The organism is Vibrio sp. HI00D65, assembly GCF_001635455.1.
Classification (GTDB): Bacteria; Pseudomonadota; Gammaproteobacteria; order Enterobacterales; family Vibrionaceae; genus Vibrio.
The window spans coordinates 73,145-95,952 of the sequence record NZ_LWEH01000255.1 but is presented as its reverse complement, the minus strand read 5'-3'; the positions used below and the strand labels follow the sequence as shown (position 1 = coordinate 95,952).

Sequence of the window (22,808 nt, the reverse complement as noted above, 5' to 3'; positions counted from 1 at the left end):
AAACCACTGCCTTGTTAAGCCTATAGGTGAAGAACTCTTGCCCAGTACTTTGCTGAAAGTACTGGTTTTTTTATGCCGAGTTGCTAGCTCAGCAACTAGCTAAATTAAAATGCCAACACACCTTTAGTGTCTACCTTCACGGTTACTGGCATGCCAACTTCTAGTGCTTCCGACGAGGTCACCAGTAGCTTTTGACCATTAGCTTCAATCACATAACGACAATGGTCGCCCATAAATTGCTGCTCCAATACCGACAAGTTACTCTCTGTATCGTGGCTCGCGACAATATGTTGAGGTCGTAGTAACAGTGCACACTCAGAGCCAACATCAATTTCCGTTTGCGCTTTTGCTTCCACTAAGCCCAAGCTGGTTTCGAATTCATTATCTGAAATACGCTGAGCATTTAAATAACTACCACCACCTAAGAAATCAGCCACAAACTTGCTTGATGGGTGGAAGTACAACTCAGATGCTGAGCCATATTGTTCAATCACACCATGGTTCATTACGGCCATTTTATCCGCGAAGGCAAACGCTTCTTCACGACTGTGAGTAACAAAAATAGCGGTTACACCCTGATTTTTGAAGATCTTGCGGATCTGAGAAATCAACTCGTGACGAACTTGGGTATCAATGTTCGAGAACGGTTCATCAAGTAGCAGTAGATCAGGCTTATAAGCCAAAGAGCGAGCAATAGCGACACGTTGCTGCTGTCCACCAGACAACTGATGAGGATAACGCTCACCATATTGATCAAGGTGAACTAGCTCTAGCATCTCTTTCACTTTTGCCTTCTTGTCTTGCTCAGACATATCACGCAAACCAAATGCTACGTTCTGATTGACGGTAAGGTGCGGAAACAGCGCATAATCTTGGAAGATCATACCGATGTTACGTTGCTCTGGTGGTGACCAATTCTTACCATCATCAATAGTCTGACAGTTCAGATTCATTACCCCATGACTCAATGGAAGTAATCCAGCAATTGCTTTTAATAAGGTGGTTTTACCACAGCCACTAGCGCCAAGTAGACATACGATCTCGCCATGCTCAACTTCAAGAGAAAGCGACTCGAGAACCGTTTGAGATTCATACTTACAAGTCAGATCTTTAATAGATAATGCACAGCTCATTAGTTTTTTTGCTCCAAAGAACGGTTGACGATGATCAACGGGATTAGACCCACTAGAACAAGTAACACAGCAGGCATCGCAGCCAGCTCTAGATGCTCATCTGAGGCATAGTTGTAAACATAGGTTGCTAGGGTTTCAAAGTTAAACGGACGCAACAGCAGCGCAGCATTCAACTCTTTCATCGATTCGATAAACACCAATAGTCCCGCAATCAAAGCCCCACGCTTAATCAGAGGTAGATGCACTCGGCGTAACATCTGATTAGTGTTGCAACCCATGGTCTTTGAAGCCATATCCAAAGACGGTGACACTTTGCTTAAGCTACTTTCCACACTGCCGATAGCAACCGCAGAAAAACGTACTACCATCGCGAAGATAAGCGCAAACATCGAACCAGAAAAGATCAGCCCCAGACGTCCCCACTCCATCATTTTCGCGATGTCGTTAACTAGATGATCCATAAACAATACTGGCACCATAACACCAATCGCTAATACCGTTCCCGGCACCGCATAGCCCATAGAGGATAAGCGCATAAAGGCAAGGTTGTGTTTCGCTGGATTAACACGTTGGTTAAAGTTAACGATAAGTGCAATCGCCACGCCAATTAAGGCTGCAAGTATTGAAACATTCAAACTGTTGAGTGCGTATTCTCGGAATTCAGCGGTCCAGCTTTGTGCAAAATACTTGTAGGCATAAATCAGTAACTGCCCTAGAGGGAATATGAATGCTGCGCAGACTAAACCCCAACACCAAAACAGCGCTAGCCACTTTTTCCAGCCCTCTAAGTTGTAGCGAAAGTCTTCTCGGCTGCTGAACTGGTTTTGAAACAGTTTTTGCTTACGACGACTATAACGTTCAGAACTTAAAAGCAGTATCACGATAATCAGCATAATAGCTGAAATCTTAGCTGCAGCAGTCAAGCTAGAGTAGCCCAGCCAAGTGTCATATACCGCAGTGGTTAGTGTGTTAACCGCAAAGTAGCTCACCGTACCAAAATCACCAATGGTTTCCATAGCAACGAGCGATAAGCCAACCGCTATCGAAGGGCGGACTAAAGGCAAAGAGATACGTCGAAAGCTCTCCCATGGAGAACATTTCAGGAGTCGCGCGGATTGCAATAGAGAAACGTTCTGCTCCATGAACGCTGCACGACACAGCAGATAAACGTAAGGGTACAGCACTAAAGATAGGACGATGGTAGCGCCAGTTAAGGTTCGAATATCGGGGAACCAATATTCTCCCGGTCCCCAACCAGTCAGGTCACGAAGCAAAATTTGTACTGGACCAGCGAAATCGAACCAATCAGTAAAAATGTATCCAACGATATAACCCGGCATAGCCAGCGGCAGAACCAAAGCCCACTGCAACACCTTCTCACCAGGGATACGACACATCGCCATAATCCAAGCAGAAGGGATACCAAATAGCAGCGATAAGAACATGGTTCCTATCACCAAAACGACAGTGTTATATGCGTAAGTCGGCATCACCGTGGACATCAAATGAGAGAAGAGCTCATCTGTCTCACCCACAGCGGTGGTGAATATCGCTAAGATCGGAAAAACCAGTAGTGCAGCAATCACCCCACTACTGGTATTCCATAAATAATTCTTTTCTTTCATCGTCTAATTACAACGGGGCTTAATGAAACACAAATGCAGTTGCAAATACATCTCATGCCCTTTTAGTGGTGGGGGTTATTTATACCCATATACTGTAATGACTTCAAGGAGCTGAGCTAATAACTCTCTGGTTCCATCAAGAGCTTTGTTTCAAAAAGTGACTTAACTAAAAACAAAACAACCTCAAGCACCAAAAACGGCAACTTGAGGTCGTTAAATCTAATATTGGCCGAAGCCTATATTAATAATTACAGGTCGAATTTAACTTCGTCTAGAAGCTTGATTGCAGCTTCGTGGTGATCTGCGATTTCGTCTAGAGAAATTGCATCTGCTTTGAATTCACCCCAAGAAGCAACTAGTTCAGAAGGTTTAACGTCAGCTTTAACTGGGTATTCGTAGTTTACTTCTGCGTACATGCCTTGTGCTGTGTTACCAGATAGGAATTCCATTAGCTTAACTGCGTTCTCTTTGTTTGGAGAGTACTTAGCCATTGCCATACCAGAGATGTTTACGTGAGTACCAGTCGTCTCTTGGTTAGGGAAGTTGATGTAAACAGCATCAGCCCAAGCTTTTTGCTCTTTATCATTAATCATCTTACCTAAGTAGTAGCTGTTACCAAGAGAAACGTCACATAGACCTTCTTTGATAGCTTTAACTTGTGCACGGTCGTTACCTTGAGGTTTACGAGCTAGGTTTGCTTTAACGCCTTCTAGCCACTCTTTAGTTTCTGCTTCGCCTTTATGAGCAATCATAGAAGATACGAGAGAAACGTTGTATGGGTGTTTACCGCTACGAGTACAGATTTTGCCTTTGAATTCAGGCTTAGCTAGGTCTGCGTATGTGAAGTCTTCACCTAGACGACCAACACGGTCACGTGAAGAGTAAACGCTACGAGTACGAGTAGTCAGAGCAAACCATTCGTTGTCTGTATCTTGGTATTGAGCAGGGATGTTCTTTTCTAGAACGTCGCTGTTTACCGCTTGAACTAAACCTTTTTCAGTTAACTCAGATAGCCGGCTGATATCAACAGTTAATACCACGTCTGCAGGGCTGTATTCGCCCTCTTGAGCTAGCTTCTCTGCTAAACCTTTCTTAGCAAACTTAACATTCACCTCGATACCTGTCTCTTTAGTGAACTCATCGAACATTGGCTCAACAAGGAAAGGTTGACGGTAAGAGTATACGTTTACTTCTTCTGCAGCCATTGCTGCTGGTGCGATAGTACTGCACGCAATAGCTGAAAGAGTTAGCAGTTTTTTCATGATTCAATCCTTTTTGCATAGAAATGATAATATTTATCAGTTGCATTATTATATGTATCATTAGATTAAACACAACGTTAAACATCAAAAAAACCTGCTCATCTGAGCAGGTTTCAAGTAGGTTAAATGTAAATGTTTGTAAATTATTTTACCGACACAAATTCTGGATAAGCACCTACACCACAGTCATGCATGTCCATACCTTCTAGCTCTTCGTCTTCACTTACACGAATACCGATTGTCGCTTTAAGTACAGCCCATACCGCTAGACTCGCACCAAATACCCAAGCAAATATGACCGCTGCGCCGAATAGCTGTGCACCGAATGTCGCGTCTGTATTGCTTAGTGGCACAGCCATTAGGCCGAAGAAACCACACACACCGTGAACTGAGATAGCACCTACTGGATCATCAATCTTAGCTTTGTCTAGGGCAATGATGCTGAACACCACTAGTGCACCAGATACTGAACCAATTGCCACTGCAAACAGAGGTGATGGTGATAGAGGGTCTGCCGTGATTGCGACTAGGCCAGCCAACGCACCGTTAAGAATCATGGTTAGGTCCGCTTTACCCCAAGTTGTCTTACATACTAGTAGTGCTGCGATTGCCCCTGCTGCTGCCGCTGCGTTGGTGTTAAGGAAGATTTGACCCACAGCTGTTGCGTTCTCAAAATCTGAAACCATCAGTTGAGAGCCGCCGTTGAAACCGAACCAACCAAACCAAAGGATGAATGTACCTAATGTAGCAAGTGGCATGTTCGAACCAGGAATTGGGTAGATTTCACCGTTTTTACCGTATTTACCTTTACGAGCACCAAGTAGTAGAACACCTGCTAGCGCTGCTGCTGCACCCGCCATGTGTACGATACCTGAACCTGCGAAATCACTGAAGCCTGATTCTGATAGGAAACCACCGCCCCAAGTCCAGTAACCTTCCATTGGGTAGATAAATGCTGTTAGTACTACAGAGAAGATTAGGAATGACCAAAGTTTCATACGCTCAGCTACTGCACCAGATACCACAGACATTGCGGTTGCAACGAATACTACCTGGAAGAAGAAGTCTGACTCTAAAGAGTGGTCTGCGCCTTCACCTTGAGTACCAATCAGAGTACCGAATGATGGTAACCAACCGCCTTCGCCATTATCGACATACATAATGTTGTAACCAACGACTAAGAACGCAGTACATGCAATAGCGTACAAGCAGATGTTCTTAGTTAAAATCTCTGTGGTGTTCTTTGAACGAACTAGGCCAGCTTCTAACATTGCGAAGCCTGCTGCCATCCACATTACCAACGCACCTGAAATGAGGAAGAAAAAAGTATCTAGTGCGTAACGTAATTCCGTTACTGTTGTTGTAAGTTCCATATTAAAGTCTCCAGTCCTTGTAATTCTTTAAAGTGCTTCTGCATCCATTTCACCAGTACGGATTCGCACGGCTTGGCTTAGGTCATACACAAAAATCTTACCGTCACCGATTTTGCCTGTGTGTGCTGCTTGGCTGATCGCTTCAACAACTCGGTCAACGTTTTCAGCTTGAGTCGCAATCTCTAGCTTCACCTTTGGCAGGAAGTCGACTTGGTATTCTGCACCACGGTATAATTCAGTGTGTCCTTTTTGACGACCAAAGCCCTTCACTTCAGAGACCGTCATACCTTCAATACCCACATCAGATAGCGCTTCACGTACGTCATCTAATTTGAATGGCTTAACAATGGCATTTATTAGTTTCATATTCGTTCCTTAAATTCTTCACTAATTCCGTTACTTCTCTTATTACAATCCAAGTAGTGTGCCAAAAATTTAACCTGTTGATTTTTAACAGCATTAAGATAATAAGATACTGATAACAAAAAAGGTCGCACCAATTTGGTGCGACCTTTTCACTATCTTAATGCGTGACTCTATTATTGCTCCAGTTTTGGGCAACTGAGTTCTAAGTTCTTTTGTGACAACGGCTAGTAACCTAGAAACTCAATCCAACGCTCGATTAGCAACTCGAAGTCGTCAATTCCACAACTTGCTTGGCTCTCACAATTGTAGAAGTCGAACTCGCTGCCCTCTTCCATCTCTTGATCATGACCAAGTACGTTTTCTTGAATCGTTACTTCATCTTCATTAATCGCTAGGCTGATCTCTTTACCAAGTAACGTCACTTCGTTGCTCAGATCCTGTCGTGATTGCTCGATAAGCGCCATCACATGAACCAGTTTCTTTTTATCTTTACCGATCTCTTCTTGTAACCAGCGGCCAACGATCTCGTGCCCCATGCTGCATTTCACGTAGTACTCACCCATTAGAGTGTTTCTTGTAAATTCGAATTCCATAGTGGCTCCACGCAGTAAGTGCAGACAGGGTTAAAAATGAGGCGAGAGTATATAGCGAAGTGTTTTATAGGTCGAGTCGCTCGTCACCCGATATTCAGACATAAAAAAACGCCTTTTACGAATAGAAGGCGTTTAATCAATGATTTAATCAATCAGCGGTTATGCTGGCTCTTGGAAGATAACCGTGTCCGCTTTCTCCGTGTACTGACCCATTTTATGGAAGTTCAGGTAACGATATGTATCGGCAGCAGTTGCGTTAATCTTATCCGCGTACTCTAGGTACTCTTCTTTCGTTGGGATACGACCAAGAATCGCACCAACTGCAGAAAGTTCTGCAGATGCTAGGTAAACGTTAGCACCCGTACCCAAACGGTTCGGGAAGTTACGAGTAGACGTAGACATTACTGTCGACTTGTCTGCAACACGCGCTTGGTTACCCATACATAGTGAACAACCCGGTGTTTCGATACGAACCCCAGCACGACCGAAGATACCGTAGTAGCCTTCTTCTGTTAGCTGGTCTTTATCCATCTTAGTTGGCGGAGCCACCCATAGACGAGTGCTTAGCGAGCCGTTGAACTCTTCAAGCATCTTACCTGCAGCACGGAAGTGCCCGATGTTGGTCATACAAGAACCTATAAACACTTCTTGGATCTCTGTGCCTTGAACGTCAGAAAGAAGACGAGCATCATCTGGATCATTTGGTGCACATAGGATTGGCTGATCGATATCCGCAAGATCGATTTCGATAACGTGAGCGTATTCTGCGTCTGAATCAGCAGACAGCAACTCAGGGTTCGCTAGCCACTCTTCCATTGCCGTAATACGACGCTCTATAGTACGAACATCACCGTAGCCTTCAGCGATCATCCACTTAAGCATTACGATGTTTGAGTTCAAGTACTCTTCGATAGACTCTTGAGACAATTTAACGGTACAACCTGCTGCTGAACGCTCAGCAGATGCATCAGAAAGCTCAAACGCTTGCTCAACAGATAGGTGTTCAACACCTTCGATTTCTAGTACGCGACCAGAGAATTCGTTGATCTTGCCTGCTTTCTCTACGGTTAGTAAACCTTGCTTGATGCCGTATAGAGGAATCGCATGTACTAGGTCACGTAGCGTGATACCTGGCTGCATTTCACCTTTAAAGCGAACCAAGATAGATTCAGGCATATCAAGAGGCATAACACCTGTTGCTGCCGCGAATGCTACCAGACCAGAGCCCGCAGGGAATGAGATACCTAGAGGGAAACGAGTATGCGAGTCACCACCTGTACCTACAGTATCAGGTAGAAGCATACGGTTTAACCATGAGTGGATAACACCATCACCAGGGCGCAGCGAAACACCAGCACGGTTCATGATGAAATCAGGTAGCGTGTGGTGGGTGTTAACGTCAACTGGTTTCGGGTATGCCGATGTGTGACAGAAAGACTGCATCACTAGGTCAGCAGAGAAACCAAGACATGCAAGGTCTTTAAGCTCATCACGCGTCATAGGGCCAGTAGTATCTTGAGAACCTACTGTCGTCATCTTAGGCTCACAGTATTGACCCGCGCGAACGCCTTCAACACCACATGCTTTACCAACCATCTTCTGAGCTAGTGTGTAGCCTTGATTAGATACAGTTGGATCAACTGGCTTAGCAAATAGGTCTGTTTCTTCAAGACCAAGAGAAGCACGAGCACGACCTGTCAGGCCACGACCGATGATAAGTGGGATACGACCACCCGCACGAACTTCATCAAGCAGTACTTTGCTTAGCTCAAAGCTAGAGATCTCTTCACCGTTTTTACGTACAACGCCTTCGTATGGGAAAATGTCAATAACATCGCCCATGTTCATGTTTTGTACGTCTAGTTCGATAGGTAGTGCGCCAGAGTCTTCCATTGTGTTGTAGAAGATTGGAGCAATTTTACCACCCAGACAAACACCGCCAGTACGCTTGTTTGGTACGTAAGGGATATCTTCCCCCATGAACCAAAGTACTGAGTTCGTCGCCGACTTACGAGAAGAACCTGTACCAACAACATCACCTACGTAAGCAAGCTGAATACCGTCTTTTTGAAGTTCTTCGATTTGAGCGATTGGGCCAACCGTACCTGGTTGATCTGGGTTGATGCCATCACGTTCCATTTTGAGCATCGCTTTTGCGTGTACTGGAATATCTGGACGTGACCATGCATCAGGTGCTGGAGATAGGTCATCGGTGTTAGTTTCACCAGTGACTTTGAATACTTTTACAGTGATTTTTTCAGCGACTTTATCTTTCGCGGTGAACCATTCTGCATCAGCCCAAGATTGAAGGACTTGTTGAGCTGATTCGTTACCAGCTTTTGCTTTCTCTTCTACATCGTAGAACGCATCAAACATTAGTAGAGTGTGAGATAGTGCTTTCACAGCGATTGGAGCAAGCTCAGCATCATCAAGTAGAGATACTAGAGATTCGATGTTGTAACCACCTTGCATAGTACCAAGCAATTCTGCAGCTTTTGCTTTGCTTACTAGTGGAGATGCTACTTCACCTTTAGTGATAGCCGTTAGGAAGCCCGCTTTTACATAGGCAGCTTCATCTACGCCTGGTGGAATGCGGTTTTCTAGTAGGTCAAGAATAAACTCTTCTTCACCTTGAGGTGGGTTCTTTAGAAGTTCAACTAGGCCAGCTACCTGCTCAGCATCTAGTGGTTTTGGAACAACTCCTTCGGCAGCACGTTCTTCGACGTGTTTACGGTAGGCTTCAAGCACGACTTTTTTCCTCTCATTGCGGTTCACTTCTCACCTTCATAATTGTTAGTAAAATAAAGAAGTGAACATCCTTGGAAACTTGGCTCTCCATTGCCATTTTTGTCATTCAATTTGTATTGATGAGTGGCGTCATAGAGACCAAACTGTGGGCGGTAGGATAGCAAATTTAACGTTAAATTAAAATCTTATCATTTTGACCAACATAGCAAGTTAGGACGAAAGTCCCACTATTTTGCCTATTTACGCACTAAAATGACGACTCTACGCATGATTATTTGTAAGACGTGCCAACAATTAAGTAAACCGAATCGAAGTTATCTTCCGTGCGTCCATAGGCCAAGATGATTGGCCCTATAGGGGAGTCGATACCCGCAAAAACAGACCCTGCAGCATACACAGGTGCTTCATCAAAGGTTAAGTTATTATTCGACCAAACGCCGCCATATTCTAACGATGCACCTACGTAGAAAGGGGATTCAAACAACCCGAAATCATTGTCAAACCATCTATATCGGTAAATAAGACTGGTATAAGCCAGGTTTTGACCAATCAAACTATTTCGAGGTATACCTGAAAGATTTAAAAAGCCACCGAGCTCTTTTGGATCAATTGGAAAAATGGAGTTCTTACTCTCCACAACGCCATAATCAGCCCTACCAACGAACGTATGTCGCTCATAGCTTTTTGCCACCATCAAGTTCGCAGAGAACTCATAGACTGTATCGCTTTGAGAAGCTAAATCGGGTTCATAGGTTCCGTTGTCATCATTTTCAAAATCATCATGTGAGACAAAATACTCAAGATCGACAAAATGACCTTCAGTTGGTAAATTGAAGTCATCCAATGTATCTAACCGATACCTGATAAAACCGCCTAAACGAGTATAGTCGCCCCCCCCAAATCCAGGTAACGAAGCCATACTTACTTGACCATTTTTATAACGCACGCCAAACCTCAGCTCTTGCCACAAATTTGGCTGATAACCTATTGCGAATTCACCAATATACTCGCTGTAGGTCAAAGAAAGGTAATTTTCAGTTACATCTAACGTCGGCTCTGCTATCTCTTGACTCCCTACAGACAAATTTCGATTCTGTTTACTGTAGGTAACAGATGCTGAAGTAAAAAGCTTTTGACTAGAAAAAAATGGGGAGAACAGCTCAGCTTCGATACGCTTGTCAGTCCCCATCTCTAAATTAGTTCTTAACTCTGCACCATGTGCATTTAGGTCAGTAAAGTTAGCAGAAGCTCCCAGTGAATACTGGCTATCCGTTGAAAAGTCATCTTCAAGGAAGAAACGAAAGTTGAGGTAATTCGGCCCCCAAGATTTTTCATTAACATCAACTGTAAGTTGCTCTTCCCCGTCAACATTATCGAACTCATAAGTGATCAACTCAAATCGATCCAATGCATAAAGATCTTGTACTTTTGCTTCAATTTCACTGGTTTTGAGAACCTTGCCTGAATGAAGGTTCAAGCGATTCTCAAGCAGCTTATCTGAATAGTGGGTGTTGTTGTTGATTACCACCTTATCAACCACAGTTTTGTCACCGTGCTTCAGCTGTCTGCGTGCCTTTTGTTTGTCTTCGATGTAGTGTTGGTAATCAGCATTAGAGAGTGACAACTTAGAAAGTTCAGCAGAATGCTGCTTAGCAGACTCGTAACCAGCTTCGTAAGCTGATGGCATTTTATCGAATTCAGTGGTTTCCATTTCTCCAACATCAGGTTGGAGGAATACATCATTGTCTTTGAGTGTTTCAGCTTGTTCCTGGGTACTACGCTGAACAAGATAATTGGAGAGCTGGTCGGCAGCGGCTAAAAAGGTCGTAAAATCCTCTTTGCCTTTGTAGTTGGTACTGATATCAACCGCAATGATGATATCTGCGCCCATCGCCCTTGCGACATCAACTGGCATGTTGTTGGTTACACCACCGTCAACTAGCATTCGCCCATCAACTTCATAAGGTGGAAGAGCGCCAGGTACCGACATACTTGCCATCATGGCATCGACAAGATGGCCGTGGTCAATCACCACTTCCTCAAGTTCAATAATGTCAGTTGCAACGGAGCGAAAAGGAATGGCAAGATCGTCAAAAGAGTCGAGAGGCGATAAGTTACCTGTAGTTTCACGCAAAATGCGAAGCATATTCTGGCCTTGCACCACGCCTTTTTTAGCTTTAATTTCTTCCCAACCCAGTCCAAGGTCGGTATTCAACTGGTAACGATCTTCATACTCTTTGTCTCGTATACGACGGTCACTTCGGTTTACACGGTCACGGTAACCATGCTTCCAATCAACCGTGTAAATAAAGCTTTCAATCTCGTCTGCGCTCATCCCTGTCGCATAAAGACCACCAACGTATGACCCCATGCTGGTACCGGTAATGTAATCAACCGGGATTTGCATCTCTTCGAGCGCTTTAAGTACGCCAATATGAGCGGCACCTTTTGCGCCGCCACCTGCGAGTACAAGAGCGACAGTTGGCCTCTTATGAGCTGGTTCAACTTCCACATGCTCGGATGAATCAACCTGTGTTGCAGTCGCTGCGAACAGTTGAAAACTGATCACCGTACCAACCATACCTAAGCCGCTCACTAACCAACGAGAAATCATTATTTACACTATCCTTGCCATTGTTTCTGTTATGACTTTACCATTGAAAAAGCTTCTTTAGCCACTGTTTTGGTTGACTTTCACAGCCCTTTTTAATGTTTCCATTTTCATCCCAAACCGGTAATTTAACTGCACCATCACAGTCAAATTCCAACGCACCATCAGGCGTACGAGTGAAGCTCGCGGTTGTGATTCCGGTTGGCCAAGGCAGTAGTAGTTGTTCAGGCGTTCTCTGCTTCAAGTAATCAGCGTAGACACGCAATGCACCACTAGAACCAGTGAGCTTAGTCGGTTTATTGTCATCACGTCCCAGCCAGATAGTTGTTACTTCGCGTCCGTCAACGCCCACAAACCAACTGTCGCGGCTGTCATTACTAGTACCTGTTTTACCGGCTAACCCTGCCCATGCAAACTGGTTCTGTAGGAATCGACCTGTACCTTCAGATACACCACGCTTCATTGCGTAAGTGGTTAGCCAAGCAGCTTGCTGGTCAACGCGCTGCGATACTCGAGGGATAGATTGGTATAAAACCTCACCGTCACTATCAACGACAGAGCGAAGCGCAGACAAAGGAGCAATACGACCTGAGTTGGTGATGGTCTGGAACATCTGAGACACTTGGAATGGTGTCAGAGAGAATGCACCCAAAAACATCGATGGTACTGGACGAATCTCGTTTTTATCGACACCCAGTTTACCTATAGTGTCGGAGACCTTATCAATCCCTAACTGCATCCCTAGACGAACCGTTGGCACGTTATAGGACTTAGACAGTGCCACGTATAAAGGCACTTCGCCGCGGAACTTACGGTCGAAATTTCTCGGGCTCCATACACTGCCCTTGCTGCCTTTTAAGCTAAGTGGCGTATCCATCAAGGTCGTTGCCAAGGTGTACTTTTCAGGCTGCTCAAGTGCGGTTAAATAAACCGCCGGTTTCACCAAAGAACCGATAGGACGGCTTGCATTCAACGCACGGTTAAAGCCGTCGTAGCCAGTACGCTTACCACCGACCATCGCACGGATTTCACCAGTGTTGCGATCTACTGCTATCGCTGCAGCCTCTAATTTATCACCCGCCGTTTTCGATAATTCAGGTACCTTGCGAGCAATCGACTTCTCTAGTTTGTCTTGTGAAACCGGATCTAAAGAGGTGAAGACACGTATCCCTTTCTTCGCTTGGAACCTATCACCAGCATACTTTTTCAGTTCGATGTTGACCTGTTGGAAATAAGCAGGCTGACGGCTGGCAATCCGCGGATTGTCTTGAATATCTAAATCACGGCTTGCTGCTTCTTCATATTGTCTTGGAGTCAAAATATCTTGTTGCATCAACAAGCGCAGAACCAGATCTCTTCGAGTTTTGGCGCGATCTGGGTAACGAACTGGGTTGTAATACGATGGCCCTTTGACCATGCCCACCAGCAAGGCTAACTGGTCAATACGCAATTCTTGAATCGGTTGGCCGAAGTACAAACGCGAAGCCAAACCAAAACCGTGAATCGCTTCACCGCCATTTTGGCCAAGGTAAACCTCGTTTAAGTAAGCTTCTAAAATTCGGTCTTTGCTGTAACGATGATCCAAGATAAGCGCGATATAAGCCTCACGAATCTTACGCCAAAGCGTACGTTCACTAGATAGGAACAGGTTTTTCGCGAGCTGCTGTGTCAGTGTACTACCACCTTGTACAGTACGCCCAGCCTTGACGTTAACCACCATCGCACGAGCAATCGCCAAGGGTGAAACCCCATCGTGCTGATAGAAGTTTCTATCTTCCGTCGCCAACAAGGCATCAACCATCACTTCAGGAAATTGGTTACGTTTTAGAAACAGACGTTGCTCATCGTTGCTTTTCTCAAGCATACCCAACATCTTAGGTTCGACACGCAAATACCCCATGTCGCCTTTCTTCTCCAGCGACTGAATACGAGTTAACTCATTACCATTGAAGTGCAACATCACGTGGCGATCGGCTTCCGGCCCATCGACAAACTCGAACGGACGACGAATCATCTCAATTTTAGTTGATGAAGAGGAATACTCACCAGGATGACGAGGAGAGCTCACCTTACGGTAATTCAGTACATCCAGTTCATTCTTCACCTGAACGAGGCTAATCTGAGTACCAGGGGATAAATCCAACACTCGCGCATAAACGACCGTTGGTAAATCAAATAACTGGCCCTCAAAGCGCTGCTTCACTACAGAGTCTAGGTAGATACCGAAAAACAACAGCAACGCAGCCAGTGCTAAGCCAGCCTTCCACGCTATACCCCATAGGATCTTTAACCAACCTCTGTTACCCGCCTTTTTCGCTTTCGATTTGCCTTTCTTAGCGGCCGCCCTCGGCTTTCTAGGTTTTGCTTTGTTCGCTGGTGACTTCTTTGCTGGCGCTTTTTTAGGTGGTGCCTTTTTTGGCGTTAACATTTTGGTCATCATCGGTTCAACTGTCGTTTAGTTTTAGTGGTTGCAACATGGTTAGCAGGGTCATCGGGCCAAGGATGTTTTGGGTAACGGCCTTTCATCTCTTTTTGCACTTCTTTGTACGCGCCAGCCCAAAAGCCAGCTAAATCCTGAGTAATTTGTAGTGGGCGCTGTGCAGGAGAAAGTAACTCAAGCACAACCTTTTTACGCCCTTGGGCTATCAATGGTGAGTCTTGTTCACCAAAGACCTCTTGCATTCGAACCGAGATCACGGGTTCAGATTGATACTGATATCGGATAGCCTTTTTACTGCCTGTAGGCATCACATAATATATTGGCAACCACTGGTCAATCTCTTGATTTAGAGGCCAACCGAGATACGCCGACAATGCCTGCTCAATCGAAACGTTCGCCAGCCCTTTCGCAGATTTAACGCCATTCAAATACGGCAACAACCAAACATCAAGATGCTCAACTAGGCTCGCATCGTCCATTTCTGGCCAATCATGCTCCGGCATCCAAAGTTGAGCGCAGCGCACGCGTTCAACAAGTTGTTTCGCAGATGGCGTCCAATGTAAACGGTCCAGTCCACATCGCGCGATATAATTCAACAGCGCTTGGCTAATCTGACTCGCATCAGGCTCAGGTAAAGCCTTGGTGCTGATAACAAGTTTACCCAAAGTAACTCTTTGCTCCGCGACTAAGCGGCCTCGTTTTTCGTCCCAGTCAGCATAATCTGAACAAACAAAAAGCTTTGGAAATGCTTCTTCTAGCTGTGCAATATCAACGGGCGTCGCTAAGAAAACCTGACTAGCACGCCCACGCCCAGAGCTACGCATCAAATCAATCACCACGATGTAATCATTATTTGCCAATGGATCGTCATCACGCACCTCTGCGCCATGGCCATTTGCTAGCAAAAAAGCATTGCTGTTAGTACTTCTCGCTTGAGCTATTCGATCTGGGAATGCAAAACAAAGCACCAATGGTAGCAATGATTCGTCAAGTTGTGACAAATCTAAGTGATGATTCAGTTTGCTAGCGAGGTTTTTCGCTCGCTGAGTCACAACGCTATTTTTAGAGTGCTTTCTTTGTTTTAGCCTATGTAACGAATGCTGAATATCCGTAACATTGCGCTCTGGTTCTTCCAATAAAGCGGCAGTAACAATAGCTACATTCAACAAGGCTTGACTGCCCTGCTGAGCTTTGATCAGCATGCTTGCAATTCGCGGCTCAAGACCTAATCGCTGAGCTTGCTTACCTAGCAGAGTAAATTGAGCATGAGTGTCTAATAGCTCAAGACTTTTCAGCAATTGCTTGGCTTGCTCAATAGAGGCTCGTGGTGGAATATCGAGCCATTGCAGTTCATCCGCATTTGCTGTGCCCCATTGTGTCAATTCTGCCACTAGCGAGGATAGATCGGAATGTAGAATTTCCGGTTCAGGTACAGCGGGTTGCTGCATTAACTGCGTTTCGCTGTACAAACGAACACACAGACCTTCTTCAATTCGCCCAGCACGCCCCGCACGCTGCTCAGCTGAAGACTGTGAGATTTTGACTTGCTCGAGCTTGGTGGTACCAGTTTTCAAATCAAACTTAGCGACTCTTTCAAGCCCCGAATCCACCACTAATCGAATACCTTCGATAGTCAAAGAGGTCTCCGCGATATTGGTGGCCAATACCACTTTGCGGCGCTCTTTCTCTGATGGTGCTATCGCTTTCTGTTGCTGAGAAAAGTTAAGCTGCCCGTATAGAGGACACACATCAATGTCACAGGCTAAGTTCTCTAACTGAGCTTCCACCTGCTTTATTGCTGATACTCCAGGTAGAAACGCCAATAGTGACCCCGACTCCTTCTCCATCAGAGAACGAATCACGTTCGCCATTTTAGGTGCCAAGTAATCATTAGTACCCATAGGCTGGTAACGGAATTCAACCGGAAAGGTGCGACCTTGCGACTCAACATACTTAGCCTCTGGCAACAATGATTGCAGAGCTTGCTGATCTAAAGTGGCCGACATCACTATCACTTTCAGATCATCACGTAGCGCTTCTTGGATCTCCAAGCTAAACGCCAATGCCGTATCCGCATGAATACTGCGCTCATGGAATTCATCGAAGATCACCATATCGACCCCAATGAGTTCTGGGTCGGTTTGGATCATTCTGGTCATGACCCCCTCGGTAACGATCTCTAAGCGAGTTGCACTGCTGGTTTTAGATTCACCACGAACTCTGTAACCAATGCTCTCCCCAACCTTTTCACCTAACTGGCTAGCTAAATATGTCGCGATGTTTCTTGCCGCCAATCGCCTAGGTTCAAGCATGATGATTTTGCCTTGAACGGCATTGGTCTTAACCAGCTGTAAAGGGAAGAACGTTGACTTACCCGCACCGGGAGCCGCTTTAAGAATAAGTTGAGTATGTGTTTCTATGCCAGCGAGCAGATCTGGCATCACAGCTTCTATGGGCAGTTGTGGCAATGGGAGAACCTTGTGGTGTAATGTTGGCAACATTGTACATAAAAACCTACCCGTCTAAATAAGTAATATGCAGTTCAATCCGCCATTAGAGTCAGCGACTCTTATCAAACGCTACAAACGTTTCCTCACTGACATCAAACTTCCCGACGGCAGCGAGCGTACTATTCACTGTGCCAATACTGGAGCGATGACAGGATGCGCGACTCCAGGTAATACTGTGTGGTATTCAACCTCCGATAACGCAAAAAGAAAGTACCCAAACAGCTGGGAGATCTCAGAAACGGACAAAGGTCACCGGATTTGTGTAAATACTGCGCGAGCAAACCAGCTAGCAGTGGAAGCAATTGAAAATAAGACTATAGTTGAACTCTTAGGTTATAACGCGTTACGAACCGAAGTGAAGTATGGCGGCGAGAACAGTCGAATTGACATTCTGCTTGAAGATAACGAAAAGCCGCCTTGCTATATCGAAGTAAAAAGTGTCACCTTACTCGATGAACAAGAGACCTCAACTGAAGGGCAAGGTTTTTTCCCTGATGCGGTGACAACCAGAGGCCAAAAACATCTGCGTGAACTCACAGAAATGGTCAAATCTGGAAATAGAGCCGTACTTTTATTTACTGTTTTACATTCAGGTATTGAAAAAGTGTCTGCAGCACACCATATAGACGCCAAATATTCGTTATTACTAAAACAAGCACAAGACGCTGGAGTTGAAGTGCTTTGCTATAAAGCAGAGCTCAGCAGTACTCAAATACAACTAAAACAATCTGTTGAATTTATCAATAACTGAACAAAGATGTTGAACAAATCACATGGATTGCAAGTTTGAATAAGAGTATTTGCCACCATTCGTTCTTTCTGCTATAGATACCCGCCTTAAAATTAGCTGCTTTGCAGTTGACTAGGTGTAAATAGGAGATGCTGTATGCCAGAATCTAAGAAAAAAGCGCTAGGCATCCTAGCCATCGCAGGTGTTGAACCGTACCAAGAAAAGCCAGGTGAAGAATACATGTCACCTGAGCAAACGGAACATTTTACAAAAATTTTAGCAGCTTGGCGCAACCAGCTCAGGGAAGAAGTTGATCGTACTGTGCACCACATGCAGGACGAAGCAGCGAATTTCCCAGACCCAGTTGACCGTGCTTCTCAAGAAGAAGAATTCAGCCTAGAGCTACGTAACCGTGACCGTGAGCGTCGTCTAATCAAGAAAATTGAGAAGACACTAGACAAGATCGAAGAAGATGATTTCGGCTTCTGTGATTCTTGCGGTATCGAGATTGGCATTCGTCGCCTTGAAGCTCGTCCAACTGCTGACCTTTGTATTGACTGTAAAACACTTGCAGAAATCAAAGAGAAACAAATGCAGGGTTAATTCTTGCGAATGTAAAGAAGGGGAGCTTTGGCTCCCTTTTTTGTTTGCTGCCTAAGCGATATACCTTAGATAGCAAATAGCAGTGTAAAAACGAGTACTAAGCAACAACAGTACTCACTGCATACAAGAAACACATTAAACGTCTTAAGAATCGGCTACTGCGGTATCCTCTGGATTAGGTTGTTCACATATGAATTATATCGGGCGCTTTGCACCATCACCGTCAGGTCCTCTTCATTTTGGCTCACTGGTTGCTGCTCTTGGCAGCTACTTCCAAGCAAGATCTCATCAGGGACAATGGTTGGTACGTATGGAAGACCTAGATCCCCCAAGAGAAATAGCTGGCGCTGCAGACCTGATTCTGAAGACACTTGAGGCTTACCACCTATTTTGGGATCGCAAAGTTGTTTATCAAAGCCAACGTCACGATCTGTACCAAACTCAAATTGATCAATGGATGGATGACAACCAGGCCTACTACTGCCAATGCACGCGCAAACAGATAAAAGCCTTGGGTGGTTTCTATAATGGCCATTGTCGACAGGCAGGGTTAACTGATACGGGCGAGCAAGCCGTGCGTTTATGTATGGATTTCCCAATCGAGTCATTCAACGATGTTCGTCATGGGACCATTCAAATTCCTAAAGCATTAGCTGAAGAAGATTTCATCATCAAACGCCGTGATGGTCTGTTTGCTTATAACTTAGCCGTGGTACTTGATGATATCGAGCAAGGCGTAACGGAAGTGGTGAGAGGCGCTGATCTCATCGAACCTACGGGCCGCCAAATCAGTCTTTATAAGACACTGAAACAAAATACAGTGAGCTACTTGCACTTGCCTTTGGCGACCGACGCGTCTGGTAATAAACTATCAAAGCAGAATCACGCTACCGCTATTGACTTAGATAACCCAAAACCAACACTGATCAATGCCATGCAGTTCTTAGGTTTTGAAACTCCCAAGGACGTTTGTGAAGCTTCAATTGATGAGATTTTGGCATGGGGCTGCCAGCAATGGAACGTTGCTCAATTACCTGATAGTTTACAAAAACAACACTGCAATTAGCTCAAAACTAACGGCAAATAGTACAAACGATACACAGAAATGCCATAACCAATCACTGTGGTTAAGCAGACGATGTTCTCAAATGGCTCGCGCTAAGCTATTATTAGCCGCAATTAAACTCTGCACTACCACTTTGGACTAAGAGAAAAGCAAAGTTGGCGATACCTACTTTGTTCTAAACTAATGAATACAAACGACAATACCCCAAGCGAACAACGCGGATTCCACGAACTAGCACTGAATATTTATACTCGCCAAGAGCACAATATTTCACGTAAGCAGATCAGCGATAACGCACTAAAAGTACTATATCGCCTGAATGGTGCGGGTTTTGACGCATTTTTAGTCGGTGGTGGTGTCCGTGATATCTTACTTGGCTCTCAACCAAAAGATTTCGATATTGCGACCAACGCTACGCCAGAGCAGATCAAGAACCTTTTCCGAAACTGCCGCCTAATCGGCCGTCGTTTCCGCTTGGCACACATCATGTTTGGTCGTGACATCATTGAGGTGGCAACTTTCCGAGGCCACCATCAAGAGCCATCTAAAAACGTATCTGCACAATCGAAAGAAGGCATGCTATTACGTGACAACGTGTACGGCAGTGTTGATGAAGATGCAGAGCGTCGCGATTTCACGATCAATGCAATGTACTACAACATTGCAGACTACAGCATCCACGATTACGCAGGTGGTGTAGAAGATTTAGAAGACAAGCTAATCCGTCTAATTGGCGACCCAGAGACACGCTACCGTGAAGACCCTGTACGCATGCTGCGTGCAATGCGTTTCTCTGCGAAGCTGGATTTCGATATTGAAGAAGACACCGCAGACCCAATTGAAGGTTTGGCTCACCTTCTAAAAGACATACCAGCAGCTCGTCTTTACGAGGAATCTCTAAAACTACTTCAATCGGGCTATGGTTTAGAAACCTACCACCTGATGCGTGAATACAACCTATTCCAGCAGATGTTCCCTGCGGTAGCTGAATACTTCACTGAAGATTACGACTCACCGACTGAGCAAATGCTTGATTTGGTGCTCGACTCTACTGACCTTCGTATCGAAGATGGTAAACGAGTAAACCCTGCATTCATGTTTGCTGCGATTCTTTGGTATCCAATGAACAAGCTGGCAGACAAGCTTGTTGCCGAGCAAGGCCTGGCGCACTACGACGCGATCATGGAAGCAAGTAACATCATTCTTGATCAGCAAGTAAAATCCATTGCTATCCCTCGTCGCCACACAGCAACCATTCGCGAAGTTTGGCAACTGCAGCTGCGACTACCTCGCCGCAACGGTAAACGTGCCGTTCGCTTAATGGAGCTCAACAAGTTCCGCGCTGGCTACGACTTCTTAGAGATGCGTGGCGAGATTGAAGGTGGCGAGACAAAAGAATTAGCAAAATGGTGGGAGCGCTATCAGACAGCCGGTCGCAACATGCGTCAAGCAATGGCTAACGACGTAGCGGCACCATCAAAGTCAGGTCATCGTCGCCGTAAGACTTACCGAAACAAAAAGAGTAAGCAAGCCGAATGATAACTGCTTATATTGCGGTCGGCAGCAACCTCGCCGACCCAGTTAGCCAAGCAAATTTGGCTATCGAAATGCTAAAAAGCCTACCGCGATCAACGTTTATTGCGACCTCTCAGCTATATAGTAGCACTCCAATGGGGCCGCAAAATCAACCGGACTACATCAATGCGGTAGTCGCTATCAAGACCGAATTAACGCCTATTGAACTGCTTGATTGCACTCAAAAAATCGAGTTAGAGCAAGGGCGTGTCCGTAAAGACGAACGCTGGGGACCAAGAACCTTGGATCTCGACATCGTGTTGTACGGCAATGAGGTGATCGATTCAGAGCGCTTAACCATTCCTCATTATGGAATGAAAGAACGAGAGTTTGTACTCTACCCGCTTGCTGAAATCGCACCAAGTTTACAACTCCCTGATGGGACTGAGCTGACGGAACTACTGAAAATTGTAGATAAAAACGGGCTCAATGTTTGGCAGCAATAGCCAGGCGCATTAAGGAAAACCAATGAAAAAAGTAACCATTAACGACCTGATCAAGTGTAAACTTGAAGGCCGTAAATTCGCGACGTCAACTGCTTACGATGCGAGCTTTGCTCAACTATTCGAAAGCCAAGAGATGCCTGTTCTGCTTGTCGGTGATTCACTAGGTATGGTTCTACAAGGCCATAACGACACATTACCAGTAAGTGTTGAAGACATTGCTTACCACACTCGCTCTGTGCGTGCTGGTAGCCCTAATTGTCTTCTTATGGCTGACATGCCTTTCATGAGCTACGCGACTCCAGAGCAAGCTTGTGAGAGCGCGGCTACCTTGATGCGTGCTGGCGCGAACATGGTAAAGATCGAAGGTGGAAGCTGGTTGGTTGATACTGTGAAGATGCTAACAGAACGCGCAGTACCAGTATGTGCACACTTAGGCTTAACGCCACAATCTGTGAACATCTTTGGTGGTTACAAGGTTCAAGGTCGCGATGACGATCAAGCTGATAAAATGGTTGCTGACGCACTAGCACTACAAAACGCAGGTGCTCAAATCGTTCTACTTGAATGTGTACCGGCTTCATTGGCAAAACGAATTACAGAAGCTTGTCACGTGCCAGTTATTGGTATTGGTGCAGGTAATGTTACCGATGGTCAGATCTTGGTTATGCATGACATGTTCGGTATTTCTGCGAACTACATGCCAAAGTTCTCTAAGAACTTCCTAGCAGAAACAGGTGACATGCGCAAAGCAGTAGCTCTATACAAAGAAGAAGTAGAGAGCGCACGCTTCCCTGATGATGCTCATACAATCGCTTAGGAGTAAGTATGCAAACTTTTGCTGAAATAGCGGCTCTTCGTGAGCAGATTAAACAGTTTAAGCGTGATGGACGAACGGTTGCTTTTGTACCAACTATGGGAAACCTGCATGAAGGCCACCTTACTCTGGTAAAGAAGGCTCGTGAACTGGCAGATATCGTCGTGGTAAGCATCTTTGTTAACCCGATGCAGTTTGATCGTGCTGATGACCTGAACAACTACCCTCGCACGTTAGAGGCTGATTTAAGCAAATTGACTGGCGAAGGCGTTGAACTGGTATTTACACCAACGCCAGAAGTGATGTATCCAGATGGCCTAGACAAACAGACGTTTGTTGAAGTGCCAGGGTTATCTCACATGTTGGAAGGTGCGTCTCGTCCGGGTCACTTCCGTGGCGTAGCGACGATTGTCACTAAGCTGTTTAACATCGTTCAGCCTGATTTTGCATGCTTCGGCGAGAAAGACTTCCAGCAACTTGCTGTAATTCGCCAAATGACAACTGACCTAGCGTTAGACATTGAAATTGTAGGCGTTGCGACGGTTCGTGAAATGGACGGTTTAGCGATGAGCTCTCGCAATAGCAATCTCACTATTGATGAGCGCCAACGTGCACCAGTTTTAGCGCGTACTATGCGTTGGATCAGCAGCGCAATTCGCGGTGGACGTGATGACTACGCATCAGTGATTGAAGATGCGACAGACCAGCTTCGTGCTGCAGATCTACAACCGGATGAAATCTTCATCTGCGACGCTAAGACTCTGCAAGCCATCACTTCAGAATCCACTCAAGCTGTAATTCTTATGTCGGCTTTCCTAGGTAAGACCCGTCTTATCGACAACCAAGTTCTCGACTTGGTAACGGAAACTAAAGAAGAAGTGAAAGAAGAAACCGCTGAGTAATCGCGTTCTTC

17 protein-coding genes are annotated in these 22,808 nt (G+C 45.3%); 7 read left to right on the top strand and 10 right to left on the bottom strand.

All coding sequences use genetic code 11. The features are described from left to right. Positions 1–104: 104 nt before the first annotated feature. From A3712_RS17440 to hrpB, 10 genes are all read right to left on the bottom strand, one after another. On the bottom strand, positions 105–1,133 hold the full coding sequence (locus A3712_RS17440) for an ABC transporter ATP-binding protein (RefSeq protein ID WP_063524449.1): 1,029 nt from the start codon (positions 1,131–1,133) through the stop codon (positions 105–107). Beyond that, on the bottom strand, positions 1,133–2,758 hold the full coding sequence (locus A3712_RS17435) for an ABC transporter permease (protein WP_063524448.1): 1,626 nt from the start codon (positions 2,756–2,758) through the stop codon (positions 1,133–1,135). Before A3712_RS17435 ends, A3712_RS17440 begins: the two co-directional genes overlap by 1 nt. A 248-nt stretch (positions 2,759–3,006) precedes the next feature. Continuing rightward, entirely contained in the window at positions 3,007–4,020 is a 1,014-nt protein-coding gene (locus tag A3712_RS17430; protein WP_063524447.1) for a Fe(3+) ABC transporter substrate-binding protein, read from the bottom strand. Positions 4,021–4,163: 143 nt separating this feature from the next. Further along, positions 4,164–5,393, bottom strand: a complete 1,230-nt coding sequence (locus tag A3712_RS17425; RefSeq protein ID WP_063524446.1) for an ammonium transporter — start codon at positions 5,391–5,393, stop codon at positions 4,164–4,166. Between the two features lie 27 nt (positions 5,394–5,420). After that, positions 5,421–5,759, bottom strand: coding sequence for a P-II family nitrogen regulator (gene glnK, locus A3712_RS17420; protein ID WP_004738200.1), 339 nt, complete (start codon positions 5,757–5,759; stop codon positions 5,421–5,423). A 224-nt stretch (positions 5,760–5,983) separates the two neighbouring features. Then, a complete protein-coding gene (locus A3712_RS17415; protein WP_063524445.1) occupies positions 5,984–6,352 on the bottom strand; it encodes a YacL family protein in 369 nt (122 codons plus the stop codon). A gap of 159 nt (positions 6,353–6,511) precedes the next feature. After that, positions 6,512–9,100, bottom strand: coding sequence for a bifunctional aconitate hydratase 2/2-methylisocitrate dehydratase (gene acnB, locus A3712_RS17410; protein ID WP_063524595.1), 2,589 nt, complete (start codon positions 9,098–9,100; stop codon positions 6,512–6,514). Positions 9,101–9,371: 271 nt separating this feature from the next. Then, positions 9,372–11,714, bottom strand: coding sequence for a patatin-like phospholipase family protein (locus tag A3712_RS17405; RefSeq protein WP_063524444.1), 2,343 nt, complete (start codon positions 11,712–11,714; stop codon positions 9,372–9,374). Positions 11,715–11,751: 37 nt separating this feature from the next. Then, positions 11,752–14,151, bottom strand: a complete 2,400-nt coding sequence (mrcB, locus tag A3712_RS17400) for a penicillin-binding protein 1B (RefSeq protein ID WP_063524443.1) — start codon at positions 14,149–14,151, stop codon at positions 11,752–11,754. Continuing rightward, a complete protein-coding gene (gene hrpB / locus A3712_RS17395) occupies positions 14,148–16,652 on the bottom strand; it encodes an ATP-dependent helicase HrpB (RefSeq protein WP_082856258.1) in 2,505 nt (834 codons plus the stop codon). Before hrpB ends, mrcB begins: the two co-directional genes overlap by 4 nt. A 34-nt stretch (positions 16,653–16,686) precedes the next feature. On the opposite strand from hrpB, the gene sfsA reads away from it, so the two are divergent. The 7 genes from sfsA to panC all read left to right on the top strand — a co-directional run bounded on the left by sfsA (position 16,687) and on the right by panC (position 22,797). Next, the gene (sfsA, locus tag A3712_RS17390) at positions 16,687–17,412 is read left to right on the top strand and encodes a DNA/RNA nuclease SfsA (protein ID WP_063524441.1); all 726 of its coding nucleotides are present in this window, start codon (positions 16,687–16,689) and stop codon (positions 17,410–17,412) included. A 135-nt stretch (positions 17,413–17,547) separates the two neighbouring features. Further along, entirely contained in the window at positions 17,548–17,994 is a 447-nt protein-coding gene (gene dksA / locus A3712_RS17385; RefSeq protein ID WP_004738189.1) for an RNA polymerase-binding protein DksA, read from the top strand. 190 nt (positions 17,995–18,184) lie between these two features. Next, positions 18,185–19,060 (top strand): tRNA glutamyl-Q(34) synthetase GluQRS, encoded by an 876-nt coding sequence (gene gluQRS / locus A3712_RS17380; protein WP_063524440.1) that lies wholly within the window; start codon positions 18,185–18,187, stop codon positions 19,058–19,060. Between the two features lie 183 nt (positions 19,061–19,243). After that, positions 19,244–20,599, top strand: a complete 1,356-nt coding sequence (pcnB, locus tag A3712_RS17375) for a polynucleotide adenylyltransferase PcnB (protein ID WP_063524439.1) — start codon at positions 19,244–19,246, stop codon at positions 20,597–20,599. Continuing rightward, complete coding sequence (gene folK / locus A3712_RS17370) at positions 20,596–21,081, top strand: 2-amino-4-hydroxy-6-hydroxymethyldihydropteridine diphosphokinase (protein ID WP_063524438.1); 486 nt, start codon at positions 20,596–20,598, stop codon at positions 21,079–21,081. Before pcnB ends, folK begins: the two co-directional genes overlap by 4 nt. A gap of 22 nt (positions 21,082–21,103) precedes the next feature. Beyond that, on the top strand, positions 21,104–21,898 hold the full coding sequence (gene panB, locus A3712_RS17365) for a 3-methyl-2-oxobutanoate hydroxymethyltransferase (protein WP_063524437.1): 795 nt from the start codon (positions 21,104–21,106) through the stop codon (positions 21,896–21,898). Positions 21,899–21,906: 8 nt separating this feature from the next. Further along, positions 21,907–22,797 (top strand): pantoate--beta-alanine ligase, encoded by an 891-nt coding sequence (gene panC, locus A3712_RS17360; RefSeq protein WP_004738183.1) that lies wholly within the window; start codon positions 21,907–21,909, stop codon positions 22,795–22,797. Positions 22,798–22,808 lie beyond the last annotated feature (11 nt).